The 20,138-nt window shown below is 55.4% G+C and carries 22 protein-coding genes, 1 tRNA gene and 1 pseudogene; 8 read left to right on the top strand and 16 right to left on the bottom strand.

Annotated features, from left to right (window positions below; all coding sequences use genetic code 11):
• Nucleotides 1–554 precede the first annotated feature (554 nt).
• Nucleotides 555–630 (bottom strand) — tRNA-Thr (locus ACR0DU_RS07835).
• Nucleotides 631–809: 179 nt separating this feature from the next.
• Here ACR0DU_RS07835 and ACR0DU_RS07830 point away from each other — a divergent pair.
• Complete coding sequence (locus tag ACR0DU_RS07830; RefSeq protein ID WP_480873464.1) at nucleotides 810–1,685, top strand: hypothetical protein; 876 nt, start codon at nucleotides 810–812, stop codon at nucleotides 1,683–1,685.
• Nucleotides 1,686–1,695: 10 nt separating this feature from the next.
• Here ACR0DU_RS07830 and ACR0DU_RS07825 read toward each other — a convergent pair.
• The 8 genes and pseudogenes from ACR0DU_RS07825 to ACR0DU_RS07790 all read right to left on the bottom strand — a co-directional run.
• Nucleotides 1,696–1,806 (bottom strand): annotated as a pseudogene (locus tag ACR0DU_RS07825) (GapR family DNA-binding domain-containing protein); the annotation flags it as partial.
• Between the two features lie 252 nt (nucleotides 1,807–2,058).
• Nucleotides 2,059–2,457, bottom strand: a complete 399-nt coding sequence (locus ACR0DU_RS07820) for a RidA family protein (RefSeq protein WP_010443239.1) — start codon at nucleotides 2,455–2,457, stop codon at nucleotides 2,059–2,061.
• Nucleotides 2,450–3,364 carry a sugar kinase gene (locus ACR0DU_RS07815; protein ID WP_480873461.1) on the bottom strand — a complete coding sequence of 305 codons (915 nt, stop codon included), beginning with the start codon at nucleotides 3,362–3,364 and terminating at the stop codon, nucleotides 2,450–2,452. Before ACR0DU_RS07815 ends, ACR0DU_RS07820 begins: the two co-directional genes overlap by 8 nt.
• Before the next feature lie 55 nt (nucleotides 3,365–3,419).
• Complete coding sequence (locus ACR0DU_RS07810; RefSeq protein ID WP_170780628.1) at nucleotides 3,420–4,475, bottom strand: D-TA family PLP-dependent enzyme; 1,056 nt, start codon at nucleotides 4,473–4,475, stop codon at nucleotides 3,420–3,422.
• Nucleotides 4,472–5,938: a M81 family metallopeptidase gene (locus ACR0DU_RS07805; protein WP_480873459.1), complete on the bottom strand. Its 1,467-nt coding sequence runs from the start codon at nucleotides 5,936–5,938 to the stop codon at nucleotides 4,472–4,474. Before ACR0DU_RS07805 ends, ACR0DU_RS07810 begins: the two co-directional genes overlap by 4 nt.
• Before the next feature lie 88 nt (nucleotides 5,939–6,026).
• Nucleotides 6,027–7,067 (bottom strand): TRAP transporter substrate-binding protein, encoded by a 1,041-nt coding sequence (locus ACR0DU_RS07800; protein ID WP_480873457.1) that lies wholly within the window; start codon nucleotides 7,065–7,067, stop codon nucleotides 6,027–6,029.
• Between the two features lie 36 nt (nucleotides 7,068–7,103).
• Nucleotides 7,104–8,387, bottom strand: a complete 1,284-nt coding sequence (locus ACR0DU_RS07795) for a TRAP transporter large permease (RefSeq protein ID WP_480873455.1) — start codon at nucleotides 8,385–8,387, stop codon at nucleotides 7,104–7,106.
• Nucleotides 8,384–8,902 (bottom strand): TRAP transporter small permease, encoded by a 519-nt coding sequence (locus ACR0DU_RS07790; protein WP_480873453.1) that lies wholly within the window; start codon nucleotides 8,900–8,902, stop codon nucleotides 8,384–8,386. The genes ACR0DU_RS07795 and ACR0DU_RS07790 overlap by 4 nt, the downstream gene beginning before the upstream one ends.
• 174 nt (nucleotides 8,903–9,076) lie before the next feature.
• Between ACR0DU_RS07790 and ACR0DU_RS07785 the strand changes: the two genes are divergently transcribed.
• Both ACR0DU_RS07785 and ACR0DU_RS07780 read left to right on the top strand, forming a co-directional pair.
• A complete protein-coding gene (locus ACR0DU_RS07785) occupies nucleotides 9,077–10,039 on the top strand; it encodes a MurR/RpiR family transcriptional regulator (RefSeq protein WP_120981179.1) in 963 nt (320 codons plus the stop codon).
• 145 nt (nucleotides 10,040–10,184) lie between these two features.
• Nucleotides 10,185–10,403, top strand: coding sequence for a hypothetical protein (locus ACR0DU_RS07780; RefSeq protein WP_010443247.1), 219 nt, complete (start codon nucleotides 10,185–10,187; stop codon nucleotides 10,401–10,403).
• A gap of 351 nt (nucleotides 10,404–10,754) precedes the next feature.
• On the opposite strand, the gene ACR0DU_RS07775 is transcribed toward ACR0DU_RS07780, so the two are convergent.
• A complete protein-coding gene (locus tag ACR0DU_RS07775; protein WP_010443248.1) occupies nucleotides 10,755–11,024 on the bottom strand; it encodes a DUF2312 domain-containing protein in 270 nt (89 codons plus the stop codon).
• 147 nt (nucleotides 11,025–11,171) lie between these two features.
• On the opposite strand from ACR0DU_RS07775, the gene ACR0DU_RS07770 reads away from it, so the two are divergent.
• Complete coding sequence (locus ACR0DU_RS07770; protein WP_170543270.1) at nucleotides 11,172–11,390, top strand: hypothetical protein; 219 nt, start codon at nucleotides 11,172–11,174, stop codon at nucleotides 11,388–11,390.
• 9 nt (nucleotides 11,391–11,399) lie between these two features.
• Here the strand turns inward: ACR0DU_RS07770 and ACR0DU_RS07765 are convergent, their stop codons facing one another.
• On the bottom strand, nucleotides 11,400–11,615 hold the full coding sequence (locus tag ACR0DU_RS07765; RefSeq protein WP_010443250.1) for a hypothetical protein: 216 nt from the start codon (nucleotides 11,613–11,615) through the stop codon (nucleotides 11,400–11,402).
• Nucleotides 11,616–11,857: 242 nt separating this feature from the next.
• Between ACR0DU_RS07765 and ACR0DU_RS07760 the strand changes: the two genes are divergently transcribed.
• From ACR0DU_RS07760 to ACR0DU_RS07745, 4 genes are read left to right on the top strand one after another with little or no spacing between them, the layout of a single operon-like run.
• Entirely contained in the window at nucleotides 11,858–12,721 is an 864-nt protein-coding gene (locus ACR0DU_RS07760) for an MBL fold metallo-hydrolase (RefSeq protein WP_480873450.1), read from the top strand.
• Between the two features lie 27 nt (nucleotides 12,722–12,748).
• Nucleotides 12,749–13,177 carry a YeeE/YedE family protein gene (locus ACR0DU_RS07755; protein WP_010443252.1) on the top strand — a complete coding sequence of 143 codons (429 nt, stop codon included), beginning with the start codon at nucleotides 12,749–12,751 and terminating at the stop codon, nucleotides 13,175–13,177.
• The gene (locus tag ACR0DU_RS07750) at nucleotides 13,177–13,608 is read left to right on the top strand and encodes a DUF6691 family protein (protein WP_480873448.1); all 432 of its coding nucleotides are present in this window, start codon (nucleotides 13,177–13,179) and stop codon (nucleotides 13,606–13,608) included. The genes ACR0DU_RS07755 and ACR0DU_RS07750 overlap by 1 nt, the downstream gene beginning before the upstream one ends.
• 9 nt (nucleotides 13,609–13,617) lie before the next feature.
• Nucleotides 13,618–14,046 (top strand): protein tyrosine phosphatase family protein, encoded by a 429-nt coding sequence (locus ACR0DU_RS07745; protein WP_170780637.1) that lies wholly within the window; start codon nucleotides 13,618–13,620, stop codon nucleotides 14,044–14,046.
• Nucleotides 14,047–14,051: 5 nt separating this feature from the next.
• Here the strand turns inward: ACR0DU_RS07745 and ACR0DU_RS07740 are convergent, their stop codons facing one another.
• From ACR0DU_RS07740 to ACR0DU_RS07720, 5 genes are all read right to left on the bottom strand, one after another.
• Nucleotides 14,052–15,146, bottom strand: coding sequence for a FliM/FliN family flagellar motor C-terminal domain-containing protein (locus ACR0DU_RS07740; RefSeq protein ID WP_480873446.1), 1,095 nt, complete (start codon nucleotides 15,144–15,146; stop codon nucleotides 14,052–14,054).
• A 77-nt stretch (nucleotides 15,147–15,223) separates the two neighbouring features.
• Entirely contained in the window at nucleotides 15,224–17,905 is a 2,682-nt protein-coding gene (locus ACR0DU_RS07735; protein WP_480873445.1) for an ATP-binding protein, read from the bottom strand.
• Entirely contained in the window at nucleotides 17,893–18,213 is a 321-nt protein-coding gene (locus ACR0DU_RS07730) for a hypothetical protein (RefSeq protein ID WP_480873443.1), read from the bottom strand. The genes ACR0DU_RS07735 and ACR0DU_RS07730 overlap by 13 nt, the downstream gene beginning before the upstream one ends.
• Nucleotides 18,210–18,590 carry a response regulator transcription factor gene (locus ACR0DU_RS07725; RefSeq protein ID WP_010443258.1) on the bottom strand — a complete coding sequence of 127 codons (381 nt, stop codon included), beginning with the start codon at nucleotides 18,588–18,590 and terminating at the stop codon, nucleotides 18,210–18,212. Before ACR0DU_RS07725 ends, ACR0DU_RS07730 begins: the two co-directional genes overlap by 4 nt.
• A 78-nt stretch (nucleotides 18,591–18,668) precedes the next feature.
• Nucleotides 18,669–19,967 carry a short-chain fatty acyl-CoA regulator family protein gene (locus ACR0DU_RS07720; RefSeq protein ID WP_480873441.1) on the bottom strand — a complete coding sequence of 433 codons (1,299 nt, stop codon included), beginning with the start codon at nucleotides 19,965–19,967 and terminating at the stop codon, nucleotides 18,669–18,671.
• Nucleotides 19,968–20,138 lie beyond the last annotated feature (171 nt).

Raw genomic sequence — 20,138 nt, 5'->3', positions numbered from 1 at the left:
TTTGTGTACGTCAGCCTTATCAACGTCTTCTTAAGCATAAGTAAGTGGATGTCTTTACCATACTCGTTGACTGATGGGTGCAATTCGGAAATCCGGTTGCCAATCATTCTGTAGGCGGCGTTGGCCAACGTAGCTATCTTCGAAGGACTGTTCCGTTTAAGCAATGTGGCCAACGCAAATGGTTCGTAAGGATCATTTCCATCGTGCATGCGTGAATGATCGATTTTGATAAGCCTATCAGTCATTTCCGGTTTCCACAGGTAGGCGTGAAACTTGGGTTTCTGCCCTCGCCCATCCATCACGTAGACGAGCGCGTGACTGATCTGATTGTTAGGATCGCCTTCACTGCATTTGGGACAATTGTCTTGTAGATCCACCAACGCAACTTTGAAGTCATCAAATGAATAGTACTTGCGACCATATAGAGGTTTCGACAGGGGTTTGCGAGTTTGACCGCCCGAGTCGATCAATGTCTGCTATATGTCTGCTTTTGAGACAGGCTTTACACCGCCCGACAGCATGACGCCATAACCACTTGATTTTATAATGAAAAATGGTGCCCCCACACGGACTCGAACCGCGGACCTACTGATTACAAATCAGTTGCTCTACCAGCTGAGCTATAGGGGCACTGGGTGTCGATTAATCGCTCGGAACAGGGACTGCAAGCCCGAATTTTCGCGTCACCTTAACTTTGTGATGGTTTGCCTTAGGATAACCTAATAATCAGGCCTTATCCAAATTTGACTGCGCCGGGGACAGATTGTAACCCAAGCGATAATTTCGCCCGAGGCAAGGACAATTCCAATATGCAGATGGTCATCCAAGCCGGAGCACACTTTACCGACCACGACCCGTTGCTCAATCTACTTCAGGCGAACGTACAGCTTGTCGCTGAGAGCCATGCGGCATTTTGGGGGATGCGTCCGTTCAGAAAGATCTTTCGGCCAGCTCTGAAGCCTGCGGCCGACCGCCCTTCGCACCAAGATACGCGGGCAAGGTTTCAGAAATTAATGCCTCAGGGGCAGCAGGTTGATCGGGCGATCCTGTCAAGTGCGCTGTATCTTGGTGAACGGGCATCGATCATCATGGATGGGCAGTTCTATGCGAACGCGGGTCAAAGGATGTCCTATATGGACCACCTGTTCAGCGATTCGTCTGTCGAACTGTTTGTGGGGCTACGCAATCCCGGCAGCTTTATTCCGAAGGTATTGATGTTGCTATCGGCCCCCGAGCGCGAACATATAGTTGCGACGACCGATCTGAGTTGCCTGAGTTGGCTTGCGATGATTGAGGACATTCGCGATCTTGCTCCAGACGTCAAGATCACCTTGTGGAGTAACGAGGATTCTCCTCTGATCCTTGGTGACATTGCGCGCGCGCTTGTCGGACTACCCGCGGACACGCAGCTTGATCAGGAATACGCGCTGCTGTCCTCGCTGATCTCGGATCTGGGTAAGCAGGAGCTGAAGGGGTTGAGAGAACAACAACGCCCACCCAACGATCCCATTTTCAGAGGAAGGTTAGCACAGATCTTTCAGCAGCATGCGCTGACAGAGGCGATCGAGGAAGAGGTGGAACTGCCCGGCTGGAGCGAAGACATTATCGCGGCGTTTACCGAGCTTTATGAGCAGGATCTGGCACGGCTTCGGACCATGCCAGATCTCCGTTTTCTGAACCCGTAAGCGGCTGAAGTTACATCCCCAGCGCTTCTTTGTACATTTCCAGCATGGCTTCTTCTTCAGCGATATTGTTCTTGTCGCGCTTGCGCAGGGCGACGACGTTGCGCATCACTTTGGTATCGTAGCATATTTACGAAATGAATCTGTCTTTAATATCGGGCAAGCTCGTCCGCTCGCAGCCCAAAGCAAACTTTCACAAATGGACTCTGCAAACCCCAGAAGTGCAACCATCCGGTCTTAGCCTTATCAACAATAAATGTCCGTATTACTCCCAGTGCGTTACAAAACGTCCTTCCAAATGGTGCTCTATAATATTTCAAGAAAATAGGCTGGCAAAAAGCGCCAGCTCAATTCTATTGGAAAGAGTATTTTGGAGCTAGCCCAGCGGTTTGTATGCGACCGCATCAATCTCGACCTTGGCGTCCACCATGATTTGCGAACGGACGGTTGAGCGCGCCGGGCCGCCATTTGGGAAGTAGCTCGCGTAGACCCGGTTGAACGTCCAAAAATCACGAGGATCGTCCAGCCAGACGCCCACTTTCGCTACATCATCCAGAGTGCAATCAGCCAGCGCCAAAGCTGCTATCAGATTTTCCATCGTTTTTCGGGTTTGTGACTCGATGCCTCCCGCTTCTATTTCTCCATTTTCTTTCATTGCCACCTGCCCGGATATGAACACAAAGTCGCCGGCTCTTACAGCTGGAGCAAAAGGTAGCGGTTGACCACCTGCACCGGTCCTGTCATCGCCCAAGCGCACGATCTTTTTCTCAGTCATTGAAGTGATTTCCTTCTGTTAGGTCTTTTCCGTAAGGAATGGGGTCCACGGCACCAAAGCCCGTAGTCGAAAGGGCCGCGCCGCGGTTCGCGAGTTCAGCAGACTTCAAGGCATCCTTGTTTTTCAGGTAAGCGGACAGGAAAATTCCGTTAAAACAGTCTCCCGCGCCGGTAGCGTCGACCGCCGGGACTGTTACTCCGGGAATTGTGAGAATGCCTTGCCCGTCGGAAATGGATACACCGTCCGCACCAAGCGACAGCGCCACAACTTCAGCACCCAGATTGTGGTAGAAGTCAATTATGTCCTCGGGGCTGTGAAGGCTCGTCAATTGACGGGCGTCATTGAGCCCTGGCAGCACGATATTGCAGCGCCGCATTGCATCGTGAGTAACCTGCCGGGCCTTGTCTAACGGCCAAAGAGCTGTCCGCAAATTGGGATCGAAAGCAATTGATACGCCAAACTGCCGCGCTGTGTGGATTGCTTCCTGAGTTGTTGATTGAAGCTCTGGACTTACCCCAAGACTGATCCCGGACGTGTAAAACATCCTTGCATTGGAGATTGCATCGCCTGGAATTTGTTCCGGTAACATCCGACTGGCGGCGGAGCCCTTTCGACGGTAAACGAAATGGTGCCCGTCTCCATCGTGAAAGACAAAATAGAGCCCCGTGTCCTCACCTGAGGCAGATAACACGTGCTCGTGGTTCACACCTTCTCGGGACCACAAACCCCGAAGCTTCTCGCCAAATTGGTCGTCTCCGACGCGCGCAATCAAGGCGACGTCAATCCCCTGTCTGGCAGCAGCGACAGCGACGTTGGAAACATCTCCGCCGAATCCCCCTTTGAACAGTCCATCCTGGCATGCGTTTAATTCGAACAGGGGTTCCCCTAAACATATGAGGTCAGCCATGTTTCACCTTATTGATGCCCGACGCAGGCTGCGTCTTTGGGCTACGGTTTTGCCGTTATTGAACTTTGCCCCGCGCCACGACTGGAACAGGCCCCAGCGAATGATCGCCGCGAATGGTCTCAATCTGATCAACCATGTTGGTCACAACACAGGCATGGTTTGGAATAATCCGGATGCGCTCGCCAACCTTCAGATTGATCTTATCGGCCTTCAGAACGCCATGTTCCTCTGACAGACCCTGAACCAGAATGTCCGGGCGACCTATCACGTATCCGTGGCCTTCCAGTCCCAATAGATCTGAGGTCAACACTTTAGATCCCGCATCTATCACAGCCCGATTGTCTGCAGGGACTGAGATCACCGTTGCGAGGACGCTCAGCGCACAGTCCTCCCACGTGCAGACGCCCTGTGCCTGAAGGGAGCGGTCGTTATAGATATAGGTGCCAATCCGATATTCAGTTGCAACTGGAACATCCTGCGCCTGCCACATTCCTGGTGAGCCGCCATGGGACACGACGGGCACCGGCAACCCGATCTCTTCGATTTCTCGTTTGGCTCTGGTGAGCCATTCTTGAACAGCAACCTCTTGGCCCGCCGGCGGATAGGTCATTAGACCGAGGAATGTAACACCTGGCTGGCTATCGATATAACGTGCCAGATCTCGCGCCTGCTCAGGGGTGGTTACGCCACAACGCGCCGCGCCGGTGTCGCACTCCACTAGCACACCCAGTGGTGTCGCAGCATCTGCAAAAGATTTCGACAAACCGTCAACGGTTTCGGTGTTGTCCGCGACAACAGACAATCTCACTTTCTCTGACAGGGCACGCAACCGCGCCAACTTGGCGTCACCGAGGATATTAAAGGTTATCAGCACGTCGTCGATACCACCCTCAGCAATCATTGCCTCGGCCTCACTCACTTTCTGGCAGGTTATGCCAATAGCACCGGCCTGTATCTGCCGTTTGGCCAGCATAGGTAGTTTATGGGTTTTGATGTGCGGGCGGACGGCGAGTCCGTGTTTCGCACAATGCCCCTGAAAGCGGTCGATGTTCGCTTCGGCGATATCCAGGTCGACTAGTACGGCCGGTGTGTCAATATCAGGAAAAATCATTCCACAATTTCCTCGTGAGGGTTTTTGACGATAGGCCAAATTGGGCGTGTCAGGTTCTTGTAAGGTGTTTTGGTGGGATCATTCGGATAGGGCCCTTCGACGGCTGCATAGATAATTTCGGTAGCGACGTCGGAGAAGGCACCGTGGAAATGGTTTGTAGATTTGACGACCAATATCTTTTTTTCAGTGACATCGATGCCGAGGTTGGTGAACAGGTCTGGCGAGAAAGCCTGACTTCGGTTTGAGTTCAAAACGACCTCTATCCCACCCAAACGAATGACCGAGCAATCTCCCATGGGGACGATAGATGCACCAAAGCTTTGAACTGCATTGCGTTGATTGCGGACAACTGTGACCGTGGCGTCAATTGGGTTACCTGCGAGAGCCGACGTTTTGCCCCCGAAGCGTAGATCGAATACTGCGCCTTCTCCGGCCGCATGGCACAAGCGAACAGCCATGGGATCCCATATCGTACCAAATGCGACAGATTTGAGGTTTTGAGCAATGGCCTCTTCAAGGATCAGGGTGGAATCCCCTGCGACGCCTCCACCCGGGTTATCCCACACATCCGCCACGACCACAGGTCCATGCGCGGCTTTCTGAGCCATTCGCAATGCTTCAACCGGAGAGAGGTAGTCTGGCTTTGTCTGTCCTCGGAACGAAAACAGCTCCGTTCCCAAATTCCGGGCTATATTGTCGGCTTTGGCCCGATCATCATCTGTCAAAACGACGATTTTGGCGCCGATATCCGGAGAATCCCCAGCCATAAACCCGTGAATGACAGAAGCTGAGAGAACTTCCCCCTTTGCCTCCATTTGGTTCAACTGATCGACAAATCCGCGCATGGGTTCTTGGCTGGTTGGCAGGACATCCAACATACGAACGTCAAAAACTGAGATAACGGGCCGAATGTCTCCTTTGATCGTGCGCAGTGTCAGATCGACACAGGCTTCTCCTGCTTCAACAAAATCAGTATGCGGAAATTCTTTGAACACCGTGATCACGTCGGCATTAGCCACTCGCTTCTGACTGAGATGACTGTGCGGGTCGAAGCTGGCTCCGATAACCGTTTTGGGGCCGACAATCGCGCGAATGGCTTCGATCAATTCACCTTCGCAATCCACACATCCTTCGGCAATCATCGCGCCATGCAGACCTAGAACAACACCGTCCAGAGGAAGCGCAGCCCTCACCTGATCCAACACTTCTTGCTTCAGGCGTCCCCAAGTTTCGCGGTTTAGCAACCCGCCCGGTTCCGCCCATGTAGCAGTACCCTCGATCAACTCCAACTCATTGAGCTGTGCCCGTTTTCTCAGTGCCGGAAACACAGCGCTGCACAACGTGGGGGTAACAGGGTGTTCACCGGGTGGTGCGTAAAAGCTCTGCTCGAAATCGGAAAAATCCGTGCGCAGGGGGGAAAACGTATTTGTTTCGGTCGCAATGGACGCACAGAAAACCCGCATGTCTAATCCAATTCGTTGGTTGGGTCGGAGACCAGAGACTGATCTCCGACAAGAGGTGCTGCCGGTTGGATCCGGCAGTCAGGGAGGATCAGTCGAGGTAAGACGCGTTGTTGGCGTTCTCTACCGCAGCCTTGAAACTCACCAGAAGCTCGGCCGCTTTTTCATCCAGGTTTTCCTGAACATGCGCTTCAAAAGCAGGCTGCGTTGCAGCCGCCATGGAACTGCGTTGATCGTCAGTCAGGGCCGTCACTTCAATCTGATCCATGAGGCCCGCAAGACCTCTATCTGAGGATTCGATGATCCGTGACAGACCGCGACTTGCAGTTACGCAGTTTTCAGCAGCCGTACGGATCGTGGCCTGCTCGGCCTCGGACAGGCCCTCAAAGAAAGCGCGATTGATCATGAAGGTGTAGGGCGAAAACAAATGGTTGGTCAGCGTCAGATACTGCTGAACTTCGGCAAAATTGGCGAAGGAGATGATCGGGACCGGATTCATCTGGCCGTCAATCACGCCGGTTTGAAGGCCGGAATACACCTCGCCCCAGGACAGCGGATAGGCTTCGGCGCCCAAGGCTTGCACGATCTTCTGATGCGACGGCAATGTCATCGTGCGGATGCGAATGCCATCAAAGTCCTTCAGGTCCGCAATAGGTCTCTGAGAGTTGGTGACCGCAAAGAACCCGCCAGTATCAGGGAAGCCCAGCACCACAACATCACCCAGTTCTGCTTCGATATCTGCGGCCAGGGCTTCGCCGAACTCGCCGTCAAAGACTTCGTAGGTCGATGCGTTGCCACTAAATGCAAATGGTAGATTCAGCACATCAATCCGCGGGTAGTAGCTTGCCAAGGCGCCAGTCGATGTCAGAGTTGCCTGAATGATGCCGTCCCGCACCTGCTGCACATGTTCGGCGGCTGAGCCCAGTTGGTTCGATCCGAACACTTCCACCGTGACGCTGCCATTGGTGCCGGAATTCACCAGGTTGGAGAACACGGCGGTACATGCGTGTGCCGGGTTCTCAAACGGATCTGTTTTGTTGTCGTGCCCGAATTTGATGACGCCACCTTGGGCCAGCGCACTGGTTGCAAGCATGGTTGCGGTAAGCGCCGCACCTGTCAGAATAGTCTTCATTGTTCTTCTCCTGTTGGTTTGGATTTCGTGGGGAATTTACTGAGCAAAGCCCAACATCCGGGGCAGCCAAAGGGCTGCGTCCTCCCAAAATGCAAAGGCAAATAAGATAGCGATTTCGGCAATCAGAAACGGGAACAGCTTGATGGAAATCCGCTCCAGCTTTTCGCCGGTGACGGACGACAGAACAAACAGACAAGCGCCCACCGGCGGGGTCATCAACGATATGTTTAGGGCCAGAACAAAGATGATCCCGGCGTGAATGGGTTCCAGGCCAACCTGCTGTGTGAGCGGAACCAACACCGGCGCAAGGATGATCAGGATGGCGGTGATATCCATAACCATACCAACAATCAGCAGCAATCCGATGATGATCGCGATAACGGCATACCGGTTATCTGAAAGGCCAAGAACGGTTTCCGCAATCAGTTGAGGAATGCGCTCAAAGCTCATCCACCAGCCGAGAATGCCAGCGTAGGCGATAATCACAAAGATAACGCCAGTGATACGCGCCGTACGGACAAGCATCGCATAGAAGCCTTTGAACGTCAGCGACCGATAGACAAAAATCCCGATGAACATCGCGTAAGCCACAGCAATCGACGCAGCCTCTGTCGGGGTGACGATCCCACCCAGAATGCCCCCCAGGATAATTACCGGCATCGCCAAAGCGGTCAGTGAGGAAACAAATGTATCCCAGACCTCGCGAGGGCTCGCGCCGCGCAATGCTTTCGGAAGGTTTTCTCGCTTACCGCCGATGGCTATGACCGCCATGCAGACGATACAAATCACTAGGCCTGGCAGAACGCCTGCGGCGAACAGGCCTGCAATGGAGACACCCATTAGCGACCCGTAGACAACCATTAGCCCCGAGGGCGGAATGGTCGGGCCGATGATGGATCCCGCTGCCGTGACCGCGCAGGCATAATCACGTTTGTAGCCTTCTTTTACCATTGCAGGCACAAGTGTTCGACCAAAGGCCGCCGCGTCCGCAGTCGCCGAGCCGGTTAGTCCAGCGAAGAAAACCGAAGCCAGCATATTGGTATGGGCCAGCCCACCACGGAACCGTCCAACCAGAACCTGAGCCAGTTTCACAAGGCGACTGGTGATCCCGATGTCATTCATGATCTCACCGGCCAGAATGAAGAACGGCATGGCAAGAAAGGGAAAGATATTGAGGCCGTTAAATATCTTGCTGGGACCAATCGCCAAGAACTGCGTTCCGCCCATGTCAATCAGACCCACGACGCCAGCAAGGCCAATGGCAAACCCAATCGGCATCCCGAACAGGATAAGGGCGACAAAAACGATTGCGACGATCACAGCGTCTCCTCCACCTCAGTGGCAAAGGGTGGCTCGTCAATATGCGAACCCAAATCCCGAAACAGGACCAGCACCAGCTGTACAGATGACAGTGTCGCCGCGACGGGAATGGCTGCGTAGAACGGAGCAAGGCTGGCGCCAAAAATCATCGCTTGGCGGGGCGCTCCGCTTTCGGCGAAGCTGATCCCAAAAAATGCGACGTATAAGAACAAAGCCAGCGCCAAAACGTCCATCGCAACCAACAGAGTACGGCGCATACCGACGGGAAGTATCATTATGAATGCAGTCAATCCGATGTGGTCCCTGCGCGCGATTCCGGAAGAAACTGCAAGCAATGCGGCCCAGATCATCAGGTAGCGGGCCAGCACCTCGGGCCACGGGAGTTGCCAGTGAAAATAGTAGCGGTCGACTACGCCAAGCCAGACATCCAGCACCAAGGACAACATCAACGCGGCGACGATACCCTCGACGACTGAATTTATTTTTGCGCTTGCGGTTGCAAACCAGTCTGACATTCGCACTCCTCCCCAGGACCCGAATCTGTAACTTGGTTACACCTTGCGCGATCAGGGTCGAGTTTTCAACGAAAAAATGTAACTTAGTTTCTTTATAGCTGCCAAAATTAGGGAAATTTCGCTAATATCGGTGAATATCTTGCTCACTCACAGCGATGCATGTAACTAAGTTTCATGAGTGACCAGGAGAAAATCACGCACATGCCGAACCAACCGCGCCCTGCCTCAGATGAAAACGCGCCCCCGCATAAGGGCCGCATTGGCGCTGTAGATCTAATCCCGGCACTGCATAACTCGCAGACCAAACTGGCAGTTCAGGAGCAGAAAGTCGCTGATTATGTAAAGGACCACCTCAACGAAATCAGCTCGATGACTATCGGGGATCTCGCAGAACGTTGTTCAGTCAGCAAGCCAACGGTGGTGCGGTTCTGCCGTAGCCTCGGTTGCGAGGGCTTTCGGGACTTCAAGCTTCGCCTGGCCCAGAACGTCGCCGTAAGCGCGCAGTACTTATACAGAAACGCCGGTGATGAAAGCTCTGATGCGAATACAGCGATTGACCAAGTCCTTGGGGCCTTGTTCGCGACCCTGGATGTCATGCGCGGTCAAATCGATACGGAGAGACTTGAAGAAGCAAGGGATGCCTGCCTGGACCGACGGCAGATCCTTTTTGCGGGAATAGGAGGAGGATCCTCTCTTGTCGCTCAGGAAGCATCCAATCGCTTTTTCCGGCTCGGGATTCCATCGTTCTTCGTCAATGATAGCTATGTCCTACAAATGCGCGCGGCCGCGCTTGGGCCCGAAGACGTTCTCTTCCTTGTTTCGGCGAGCGGTGAAGCCGACGCCATCGTTAGTGCGGCGGAAGTCGCTAATGGTTACGGCGCGACCACAATCAGCATCACCAAGCCCAACACCCGACTATCAGACATATCCAAAATTGCCCTGCTCACGGAATTGCCTGAAGACAGCGACATCTACAAACCAACAGCCTCGCGATATGCCCACCTCGCAATTGTTGACGCATTGGCCATGATCGTGGCGCAGGAGATGACCGACGAAACAAAGGAGAATCTTCGTCGAATTCGTGCGTCCTTGACGGCTTACCATGGAAGAACTGGTCCACAGCCTTTGGGCGACTAACCAAGGAACGAACAGATTAGTTTGTCTCAGCGCCGCTGAACAAAATTAGTTCTGACCTGCACGGCAATCTTAGGCAACTGTGAGCCATTGAATTGGAACGCTTTTGCGAGTTTGGAAGCATAGTGGTATCAGTGGGGGACTGGTCATGTTGGCGCCATATAACGACGCGTTGCCGGATGACGTGAGAACTGCTGCAACCAATGTCGAGCAAGCGCTGAAAGATGGAACATTGAACCCGTTTGCTGGCCCCATCACCAACGCAAATGGTGAGACGGTGATCGAAGAAGGCGAAGCGCTGACCGACAAGCAAGTTCATGAGATGAACTGGTTTGTGCAAGGTGTCGATGGCGAGCTGCCAACCTGACGAAAGTTGCGATCTAGCAAAAACGCGTGTTGCTGAACGTCTCCTGAGGCAAGCTTCTCCCCGCTTCAAGAAAGGAGAGTGCCGTAACCGCCAGGTGAGCGCGTCGAAACCGGCGCGCTCACTCTTTTTGCTGTTTCGTTCACATATCGCACACTTTGGGCCAAGAAGGTGTTTGAGAGGCAAACCTGCTCAATTCACTTCTCAATCCTGCTGGTTTTTGTTCCCTGAAGACTGGTTCCTGCCATAAGCCCTAGACGTCGGTACTATGTTCCGCTTTGTGGCGTTCGTATTCCCGACACCAAGCGGTACTCAAGAAACCTTAGGCTGCGGAACTGGTTTATTGGCTCGGTTTTAGGTCATACCAAGCGCTTCTTTGTACATTTCAAGAACCGCTTCTTCTTCGGCGATATCGTCCTTGTCGCGCTTGCGCAAGGCGACGACCTTGCGCATGACTTTGGTATCGTAGCCACGGGCTTTGGCCTCGGCCATGACTTCTTTTTGCTGGTCGGCAATATCTTTCTTTTCGGCTTCAAGACGCTCGAAACGCTCAATGAACTGGCGCAGCTCGCCTGCGGTCACTCGGTAATTTGCTGCGGCCTGATCTTCGGTGATGTCTTCCATCTGCGTCTCTCCCAAGGGCTGAAAATAAGCAGCCGGATACATCGGCACCGACCCGATCGCAAGCAGACATTCAATACGGCGGGCTTGTCTGAATGGCATCGATCCGCTAAGCGCGACGACGGGTTCAACGGGTGAGCGTAAACAACTATGTTCGACATTATCGTCTGGGGCGGTGCCGCCCTGTCCATGGCCGGTCTGATCGGTCTGGTCTGGTGCATCTTGCGGGTGATAAAAGCGCGCAAAGCTAACCTGACCGATGAGGAACTCCGCGCTGCAGTTCAGGGCGTATTACCCTGGAATCTTGCATCCCTTTTCCTGTCGGTTCTGGGGCTAATGATGGTTATCCTCGGAATTTCTTTTAGTTAACCGAACAGATCACACCGGCATATTGTCGAACCGCGCCTCCAGCGCATCTTCGCACAGCGCCGCATCTAACCGCCGCAAGCGCGAAGGTATCTGAACACGCTGCGCGCGCATTTTATCCAGAACCTGACTGACACGGGGCTGAAGAGCCAGTCGGGTCTCCAAGCATGCACCATGTAGCCTTTCTTCCAGCCGTTCCGCCTCTGTATAAAGATCCTGAGCAGTCATTTGCATCCTCCCATACAGTGCCAGTCTGCCTGATATAGGTAACAAGATTAAGACCAGCACGAGACCGGGCCAAAACATCGCGGAATCTTGCCTGTGAGGGCCAAATTCCGTCAATATGACCTTGGTCGCCCAAAACATATGCTCAATTCGCGGCATTTGCTTTGACAGACATCAATTCGTGATTTGGCACTTTAATCACATTCCAGTATTGATATATGAGATAGAGCCGAACGGAGGATCCCATGACGCCCATAGTGAAAGCTTTTTTTGACCCTCAGACCTTCACAGTCTCATATGTGGTGCAGGAGCCCGAGGGACAGGCCTGCGCCATCATCGACAGCGTTTTGGATTTTGATCACGCCTCGGGTCGCACTGACACCAGTTCGGCCGATCAAATTGTCGAATATGTGACCGCCAACGGGTTGAAGGTGGAATGGATACTGGAAAGCCATGTCCATGCCGACCACCTGTCAGCAGCGCCCTATCTGCAGGAAAAGCTGGGGGGAAAAATCGGGATCGGTGAGAATATCGTAGTCGTGCAGGACACATTCGGCAAAGTGTTCAACGAAGGGACCGAGTTCCAGCGTGATGGTAGCCAATTCGATGCTCTGTTTACGGAAGGGGCCAGCTTTCACATCGGCCAGATGCGCGGGGACGTCCTGCATACGCCGGGTCATACTCCGGCCTGCATGACCTATGTAATCGGCGACGCAGCCTTCGTTGGCGATACATTGTTCATGCCGGATTTTGGAACCGCACGCTGCGATTTCCCGGGCGGATCTTCGGAGGATCTATTTGCCTCAATCCAAAGGATTTTAGCATTGCCCGAAGAAACACGGGTGTTCGTAGGTCATGACTATAAGGCACCCGGCCGAGATGAATTTGCCTGGGAAACGACGGTAGGTGAACAGAAGGCGTTGAATGTCCATATCGGACAAGGCCGAAGCGTTGAGGAATTTGTCGAGATGCGCGATGCGCGGGATGCGACCTTGGCAATGCCACGTCTGATTTTACCCTCTCTGCAGGTTAATATGCGGGCCGGTCAGATGCCACCGGCGGATGAACAAGGTGATGTTTTCATGAAAATTCCGGTCAACAAGCTTTGACACGGAATATCAGGTGAGGATCTAGAAATGAATGTGGAGTGGATGTGGGGTCTTGCGGGTGGCCTGCTGATCGGGCTGGGTGCCGCTGTATATCTTCTGTGCAATGGTCGGATCATGGGAGCCAGTGGCATTCTTGGCGGATTGGTTGAGCGCAACGACCGCAGTGCAATGACGGAACGTTTAGCCTTTGTTATTGGGCTGATCGGGATGCCTTTCTTGCTACGCCCCTTGATTGCACCACAGACTCAGACTCATCTGACCCCGGATTTAGCAATTGTGATCCTGGCCGGGTTACTGGTCGGTGTGGGCACGCGGATTGCAAATGGGTGCACCTCGGGTCACGGCGTCTGCGGGATTTCTCGCTTCTCCCTGCGCGGGATTGTCGCCACGGTTTTCTATATCCTTGCGGGCGGGTTAACGGTCGTTCTGTTTCGCCAAGTTCTGGGGGTGATCTGATGCGCTCAGTATTTGCTTTTCTCGCCGGAGGTTTGTTTGGCACCGGGCTGTTGATCTCGGGCATGACCAACACCACCAAGGTGCAGGGATGGCTGGATGTGTTCGGCAACTGGGACCCGACGCTGGCCTTTGTCATGGGCGGGGCGATCCTGCCCATGTTGGTGGCGTGGCAAATGACCCGGAACCGAACGCCACTGGTGGGCGGCAATTTTCCTGCCCCGCCTCGAGTTGAACTGGATCGCCGGCTGATCGTAGGTTCGGTTCTGTTCGGGGTTGGCTGGGGGTTGGCAGGTCTGTGCCCGGGCCCGGCGATGGCCTCGCTCAGTTATGGTGGTGTTGGCGGAATTGTGTTCCTGATCGCAATGATTGCGGGCATGTTGGCCGCGCCAAAACTGGGCGCACAACTGGACAGGATGGCTGACGCGGCCTAATCAGTTGTCATGGAGATTCGACCGATTACCCCCCGCTATGCCGTCTCACCCCAGATCACGGTTGAGGACGTGCCAGCCATCGCCAAGGCAGGTTTCGTCAAGGTGATTTGCAACCGTCCTAATACCGAGGTGCCGCCAGATCAGCAGTCTGATGCCATCGGGCAGGCCGTGCGCGAGGCCGGAATGGAATACGAGGTATTGGAACTGACGCACCAGACTATGACGCCAGAGAATGTCGCCCTGCAGCGCGATCTGGCCGAAAGCTGCCGCGGGCCTGTCCTGGCCTATTGCGCATCCGGTACCCGTTGCTCGGTTGTTTGGGCGCTGGGACAGTGCAACCGGCTAAGCACGGATGAAATTCTGGACGCGACGGGTAAGGCTGGCTATGCGCTCGACGGGCTTCGCCCAGCGCTGGAGCAGTTGCGCGCACAGGACTAAGCCACCTAGTACGGCCCATCGCCCTCAGGCGCTGGCAGTCCAGCAAGATGTGAAATCTCGGCAACGCGTTGGTCAGGATTCGATGGCAAAATATCATCCGGGTTAAGCAGAGTATCATTCATTGCCTGTTCGCTGGTCACAATTTCTTCGTCCAGCAACGCTGACTTTTCGTCATCGTCCAGTTTGGAAACTGGGCCAGACTTGCGAGCCAGAAAGGACTGTTCGTCCTCCGTTGGCAATGTCGCGACCGGATTGTGTTCATTTATCCGAACCGCGCGCATCCCTCCGCATTGCCCCAACCGACCAATCGCCATACGGGCACGGTCGATTGACAGAACTTCAACCCGATCCACACGCGCGCCTTGCAACGGAAGGACGTCGCCAACAGTCAACTCTGACAGAGCAGTCAACGGCAGTGAAATACGGCTGATTACAGCGTTCAGTTCAGCGCGCATCACGCCGGATGCCTGATCGAGGTTCTTACCCGCGAGACTGTTTTCCGCCTCCTGCTCCGCATCAGATAGAGGTCGGTCAGGCAACAACACGCAAACCTCCCCCTGTCGGCTACCGCCAGCCAACTCGACTGTCAGATCGAATACACGATATGCCTCATCCATCAGCGCCAGTGTCAGGCTGCGCCGATCTTCAGCCCGCGATGTGAACTCAAACCCCGACAGGCTGGCCATATCCGCCGGGGATTCGACCAGCTTCTGCGCCCGGCCCAGCATATCCTCGATTAAGGGGGCGACCATGGCGGCGTCAGTGTCCGTAAACATTCGCTCCGACGGTGGATCAGAGGTGACAATTGCGATCGTCTGCTGCTGAATCACGGCCGACACGCATCCCGGGTCCAGACACACTGCCGCCACGCTACCGTGATCCGAGCCAAAAAGCAGTATCAACCAACCCTGTTTCAATCGCGCGGTCACATCCTCCTGCGCACGCAACGCCTGTTTGGCCCCGATGACTGCCAGCGCAAGCCCCATGCCATCACCTGCCGCCCGCGCCAAACCAAGCCGCAGGGCACGTAGAATTGAACGGGGTGTATCAAATCCACCCTGCCTCGCCGATAGTTTGCGTGCCAATGCTGATTTGGTCATCGCCCCGATCTGCCGTCTTAGAATACACCTAGAAATTGTGTAACCCGCAGATCGTTACAAATATCTTTATGACATCCTCATTGCGCGGCCTGCCGATAAGCAAGTGGCAGACTCACACGGAAGGCGGCTCCTGCGTGCCCAGGCAAATAGGCGACTTCGCCCCCTAGGCGCTGCATGATCTCGCGACAAATCGCCAAACCCAACCCGGCCCCACCTGCCTTGTCCGAGCCAACGCGGGCAAATTTCTCGAACACCAGCGATTGGGCCTCGGTCGGGATGCCGCTGCCATTGTCGATGAAATCAATCACCATCTGCCCGCCAACATCATGGGCCGATATCGTCAGCACCGGTTCATCAGCGTCGCAGTATTTCTGAGCATTCGAGATCAAATTAATGAAGACCTGCCCCAGCCGATCCAGATCAGTGTAGAGCGGGATGCGTTCGTTGGCGCGCACCCGCCGCACACCAATCTTGCGATCACTGCCTGCCAGAGCACTTGAGACTGCTCGATCCAATACCTCGTTCAGCGTTGCGTCATCCATATTCAGGCTGACCTGCCCGCTTTCCAGGACGCTCAAATCAAGCAGATCGTCTAGCAGCCGGGTCAGACGCAGCGACTCGTCATGAATGATCGCAGCATAGCGGGTCTGCTCTTCTGCGCTCAGGCCCTCGGCGTCGCGCAGGATTTCGGAAAATGCGCGGATCGAGGTCATCGGCGTGCGCAACTCGTGGCTGACCTGACTGAGAAAGGCGTCTTTCTGCTTTGATACTTGGGTGAGCTTGGCGTTGGCCTCTCTTAACTGGCGCGCAGTGCGGCTGAGTTCAGCCGATTTCGCTTCGAGCTGGCTGGAATATTCCAGCATCTGAGCGGATTCGTCGGCTACGGCCAGCAGGTCCTCGACCGAAACAGACGCACCACCCACGATCTGACCAATCATCGCATGGGCGGTTGCGGCACCTACCGAACCGCTGAGTTCACGTTCCAGCCGTTCCAGAAACTGCGGAGTTGGTTCGGGGAGACGTCCAGGCCGGCCATTCTGCCGTTCCGCTTCGGCCTGAAAGAATTCCTGCGCTGGTATGGTGCCCAAAATCCGCTGGGTCATGATCATCAGATCTTCGCTTTGCGCGACTGACCCGGTCCAGCCGCGCGCCGAAACCGAGTGGTCGAAGACATTGACGAATTGTGCACCCTGCAGGCGTTCCAGCGGGCTTGGAAAGCTGAGCATCGAAGCGACGCAGAAGGCGATTGTGTTCAGTGACAGCGACCACATGACTGTATGCACCATCGGATCAATTCCTTCGATCCCAAAGAGCGCTTGCGGGCGTAGCCAGCCACAGCCGAAAGGTCCGTTTTCGATCACCGACGCCGGGATGATACCACCTTCCATGCCGGGCAGCAGCAGAGTATAAATCCACAGGAAGAACCCAACACTGAGCCCCACCAACGCCCCGGTTCTGGTCGCACCGCGCCAGAACAAACCACCCACCAGAGCGGGCAGGATCTGAGAGATCCCGGCAAAGGCCACCAGACCGATTGAAGCCAGTGCAGCCCCGCCACCTGACAAGCTGTAGTAGAAATAGCCCAGTGCCATGATCACAGCGATCGAGACACGGCGGGCCATCAGAACGATGGTCCGGACATCACCGGATACCGACGCGGTGCCTTCCTGCGTATTCAGCCAGATCGGCATGACCACGTGGTTCGAGACCATGGTCGACAGCGCCATGGCCGTGACGATCACCATCGACGTAGCCGAGGAGAACCCGCCGATAAATGACAGCATCGCCAGCCAGTCATTGCCCAGCGACAGCGGCACGGTCAGCACAAACAGGTCCGGGTTCGATCCCTCAGGCATCAGGTCCAGCCCGACCACCGCGATCGGCACCACAAATAGGCTCATAAGCAGCAGATAAAGCGGAAAGGCCCAGGCTGCAGTGCGCAGATGGCCTTCGTCATCATTCTCGACCACCATGACCTGAAACATCCTTGGAAGGCAGACAAAAGCCGCTGCCGAGAGGAAGATGAAAGTGGTCCAGCGCCCGGCATCCACATGCCACTGACCAATCTCAGACGCGTCGATCTGGTCCATCATCGGCCCCAGCCCCCCCGCGACGCCCCAGACGACAAAGATACCAACCGCCAGCAGAGCAAAGAGTTTAACAACTGATTCCAAGGCAATAGCCGTGACAACGCCGTGGTGGCGCTCGTTTGCGTCCAGATTGCGAGTACCGAAGAGGATCGCAAAGACCGCCAGACCGGCAGCGACCCAGAATACGCTGGATCCCTCGCGGTAAAGGCCGGTTGGATCAGCCTCGGCAAAGATCGAAAAGGACAGCGTGATCGACTGCAGTTGCAGCGCGATATACGGCGTGCCACCCAGCACCGCCAAGATCGTCACGCAAACCGCCAGGGTGTTGGACTTACCGTAACGCGACGAGATCAAGTCAGCGATGGAGGTCACGCGCTGGCTGCGTCCGATACGAACCAACTTGCGCAGGCCCCACCACCAGCTGATCATTACCAGAGTTGGACCCAAATAGATGGTCACAAATTCCAGTCCAGAACGCGCGGCGTTGCCGACCGCGCCATAGAATGTCCAGGCGGTGCAATAGATCGACAGAGACAGCGTATAGATCAGCGGGGACCGAAGCCATTTCCCACCTCCGCGTGCCGCAACCCGATCAGCGGCAAAGGCCACGCCGAACAGCAGCACCACGTAGCCCAGACAGACCAGGATCAGGACATTCAGCGTCGCCATGACTCGGCCCCGGGCTCGGCGTTCTCGCGCGCTGCCATACGCCTGGCAGCAATGCCAAAGACCACACTGATCAGGATCAGAATCCCCCAGCAGGCAAAGATGTAGAACATGGCTGAGGAAAGCGACAACGCCTCGGCACTTTCACTTTCATCAGGCCACAGAAGCGGTAGCGCAAGCAGGGCGGCCCCCAGAAATGGCAGCAGCCGCGCCGCATCCGCCAGTCTGCGCCGACGATAACCCTGCCGCTCGAGAAACAGAGACGGTCGGGCCGGCGAGGGCCGGCCTTTGCCGTCGTCCGGGGAATTCATGACTGTGACGCCTGCGCATGCAGGTCACGCACCGCCGTCAAAACCTCGGCATTCGAGAACGGCTTGGTCATGAAACGACTGACCCCGGCCTGTTCGGCCATCTCCCGGTCACGGGATTGCCCGCGCGCAGTCAGCATCAGGACGGGCAATGCCTTCATCTCCTCATGCTCGCGCAGATCACGCAGCACATCCATTCCGCTTTTACCCGGCAACATCACATCCAGAATCACCAAATCGGGCTGAGCGGACAGGATTACCTGCACCGCGTCCGTTCCCTCGGCATGCGTTTCAACCTGCCACCCTTCACGCGTCAGCAAAAAACGGATCGCCTCGGTGATATTGGGTTCATCCTCGATCAACAGAACCTTACGGCTCATATTTGTACTTCCTCCCCAGGACCGGTTGCACGTCCGGCCACCTGTCCAGACCAGCTTAAGCGCAGCGTCACGAAACTGTCAAAACCCTTCGCTCAAGATCGACGGTTCCCGACGTGCGCCGCAATCTCGTTTGGGGCAAATCCGACAACTGACCCCGACTTGCGCCGCGTTCTCCGTCGGCCGCACGGTGTCTTCAACCGGCAGCACCAACATGACCGAACGGTAGACCGGCTCGGCTCCGAACTCCTCGGCCGGTTGGGGGGAGGCGATGGCGAAACATTCAAACTGGGCGGCGGTGCGGCCAAGCTGCACGACGCGCTTGCGGATCGGCACCAGAGGACGGTTTAGCGCCGTGAACAAAGGCCAGAGCGGGCACGCCTCGCCATGGCGCGGCAGGGCAAAGCCCGGCGCAGGCTTATAGAAAAGAACGCCGCCCGAGGCGTCGCAGATCACCAGCCCTGCAGGACGTGCCAGCGTGCCTTCGGGCAGAAAGGCCAACCGTCGCAGCACCGTAACCAAATCCAGCGAAAATGCTGCCGCGAGGGCCAGCGGGTCAGGATCTGATGCATCAAGCGCGGAGCGCACCTGATCCAACGGCATGGCCAGCGCATCGGCTGCGTAAAGTTCCAGCAAGCCCGAGGCCACGGCGTTGGCGGCGGAGGACTCGAGTCCATCCAGCAGCACATCGGTTAATTTCCCTCCGGCTTCGAGTTCCGGGAAATGATATCCCTGTTCAGCAAAAAAGGCCTCGACCGCATCAAGGGGGATGCCACGCAGATCGCGTTGCCCGTCACTGTCATCAAGATAGGCCACAAGCGCTTTGGAGCTTTCGGCCAGCCGCTCGGCATCCTGATGCAGATTGCGATGGAAGCGGTCGCGCCATTCGGCCTCGATCTCTCCGGGTTCGGCCAGAATCGCGGCGGTTGAGCGGATGGCGGCAGCGGTCGACAGCACCTCATGCATCGAAGCGGCCAGATGTGGGTCATGGGTCAAACGATCCGAAAGGGTTTCGACTGTACGTTCCAATGTCACTACGCGGCGATGCATCTGCGCCAGAACACCGGACCAGCCAGGAAAACGCCCGGCAAATTCTTCGAGCCCGTCAACCTCGGCCTTTTGACCAACCGCATCTGCCGCCGCCTCGCGCAGGGCTGAGATGAGCGTATCTTCTATCCCTTGCGTCAGCAGCGATGGTTCCACTGACAAAGCCGCCGCAATATCGACCAGAAGCTTGCCACCAATGCGGCGGCGATTGTGTTCGATCAGGTTCAGATACGATGCCGAAATCCCCACCTGCCGCGCCAGTTCCGCCTGTCGCAACCCCGAGATTTGCCGCCTTTCGCGTATCCGGCTGCCGGTAAGGGTATCTCGCATCATGTTTGTATCCTTGACGACTGCAAACAGATTTGCAGAATAACTGCATGATTTTTAACCCTTGGCGAAGAATTATCAAAGAAGATTTACAACTTTGACAGCGACAACAGAAAGAAACCCACCCTTTCCCGCCACCTGCTCTTCTAATTCAACGCAATACCCGTCACCATAAGG

The organism is Ruegeria sp. G2 (genome assembly GCF_056533505.1).
The sequence above is the reverse complement of the archived record's forward strand: the minus strand, read 5'-3'. Positions and strand labels throughout refer to the sequence as shown.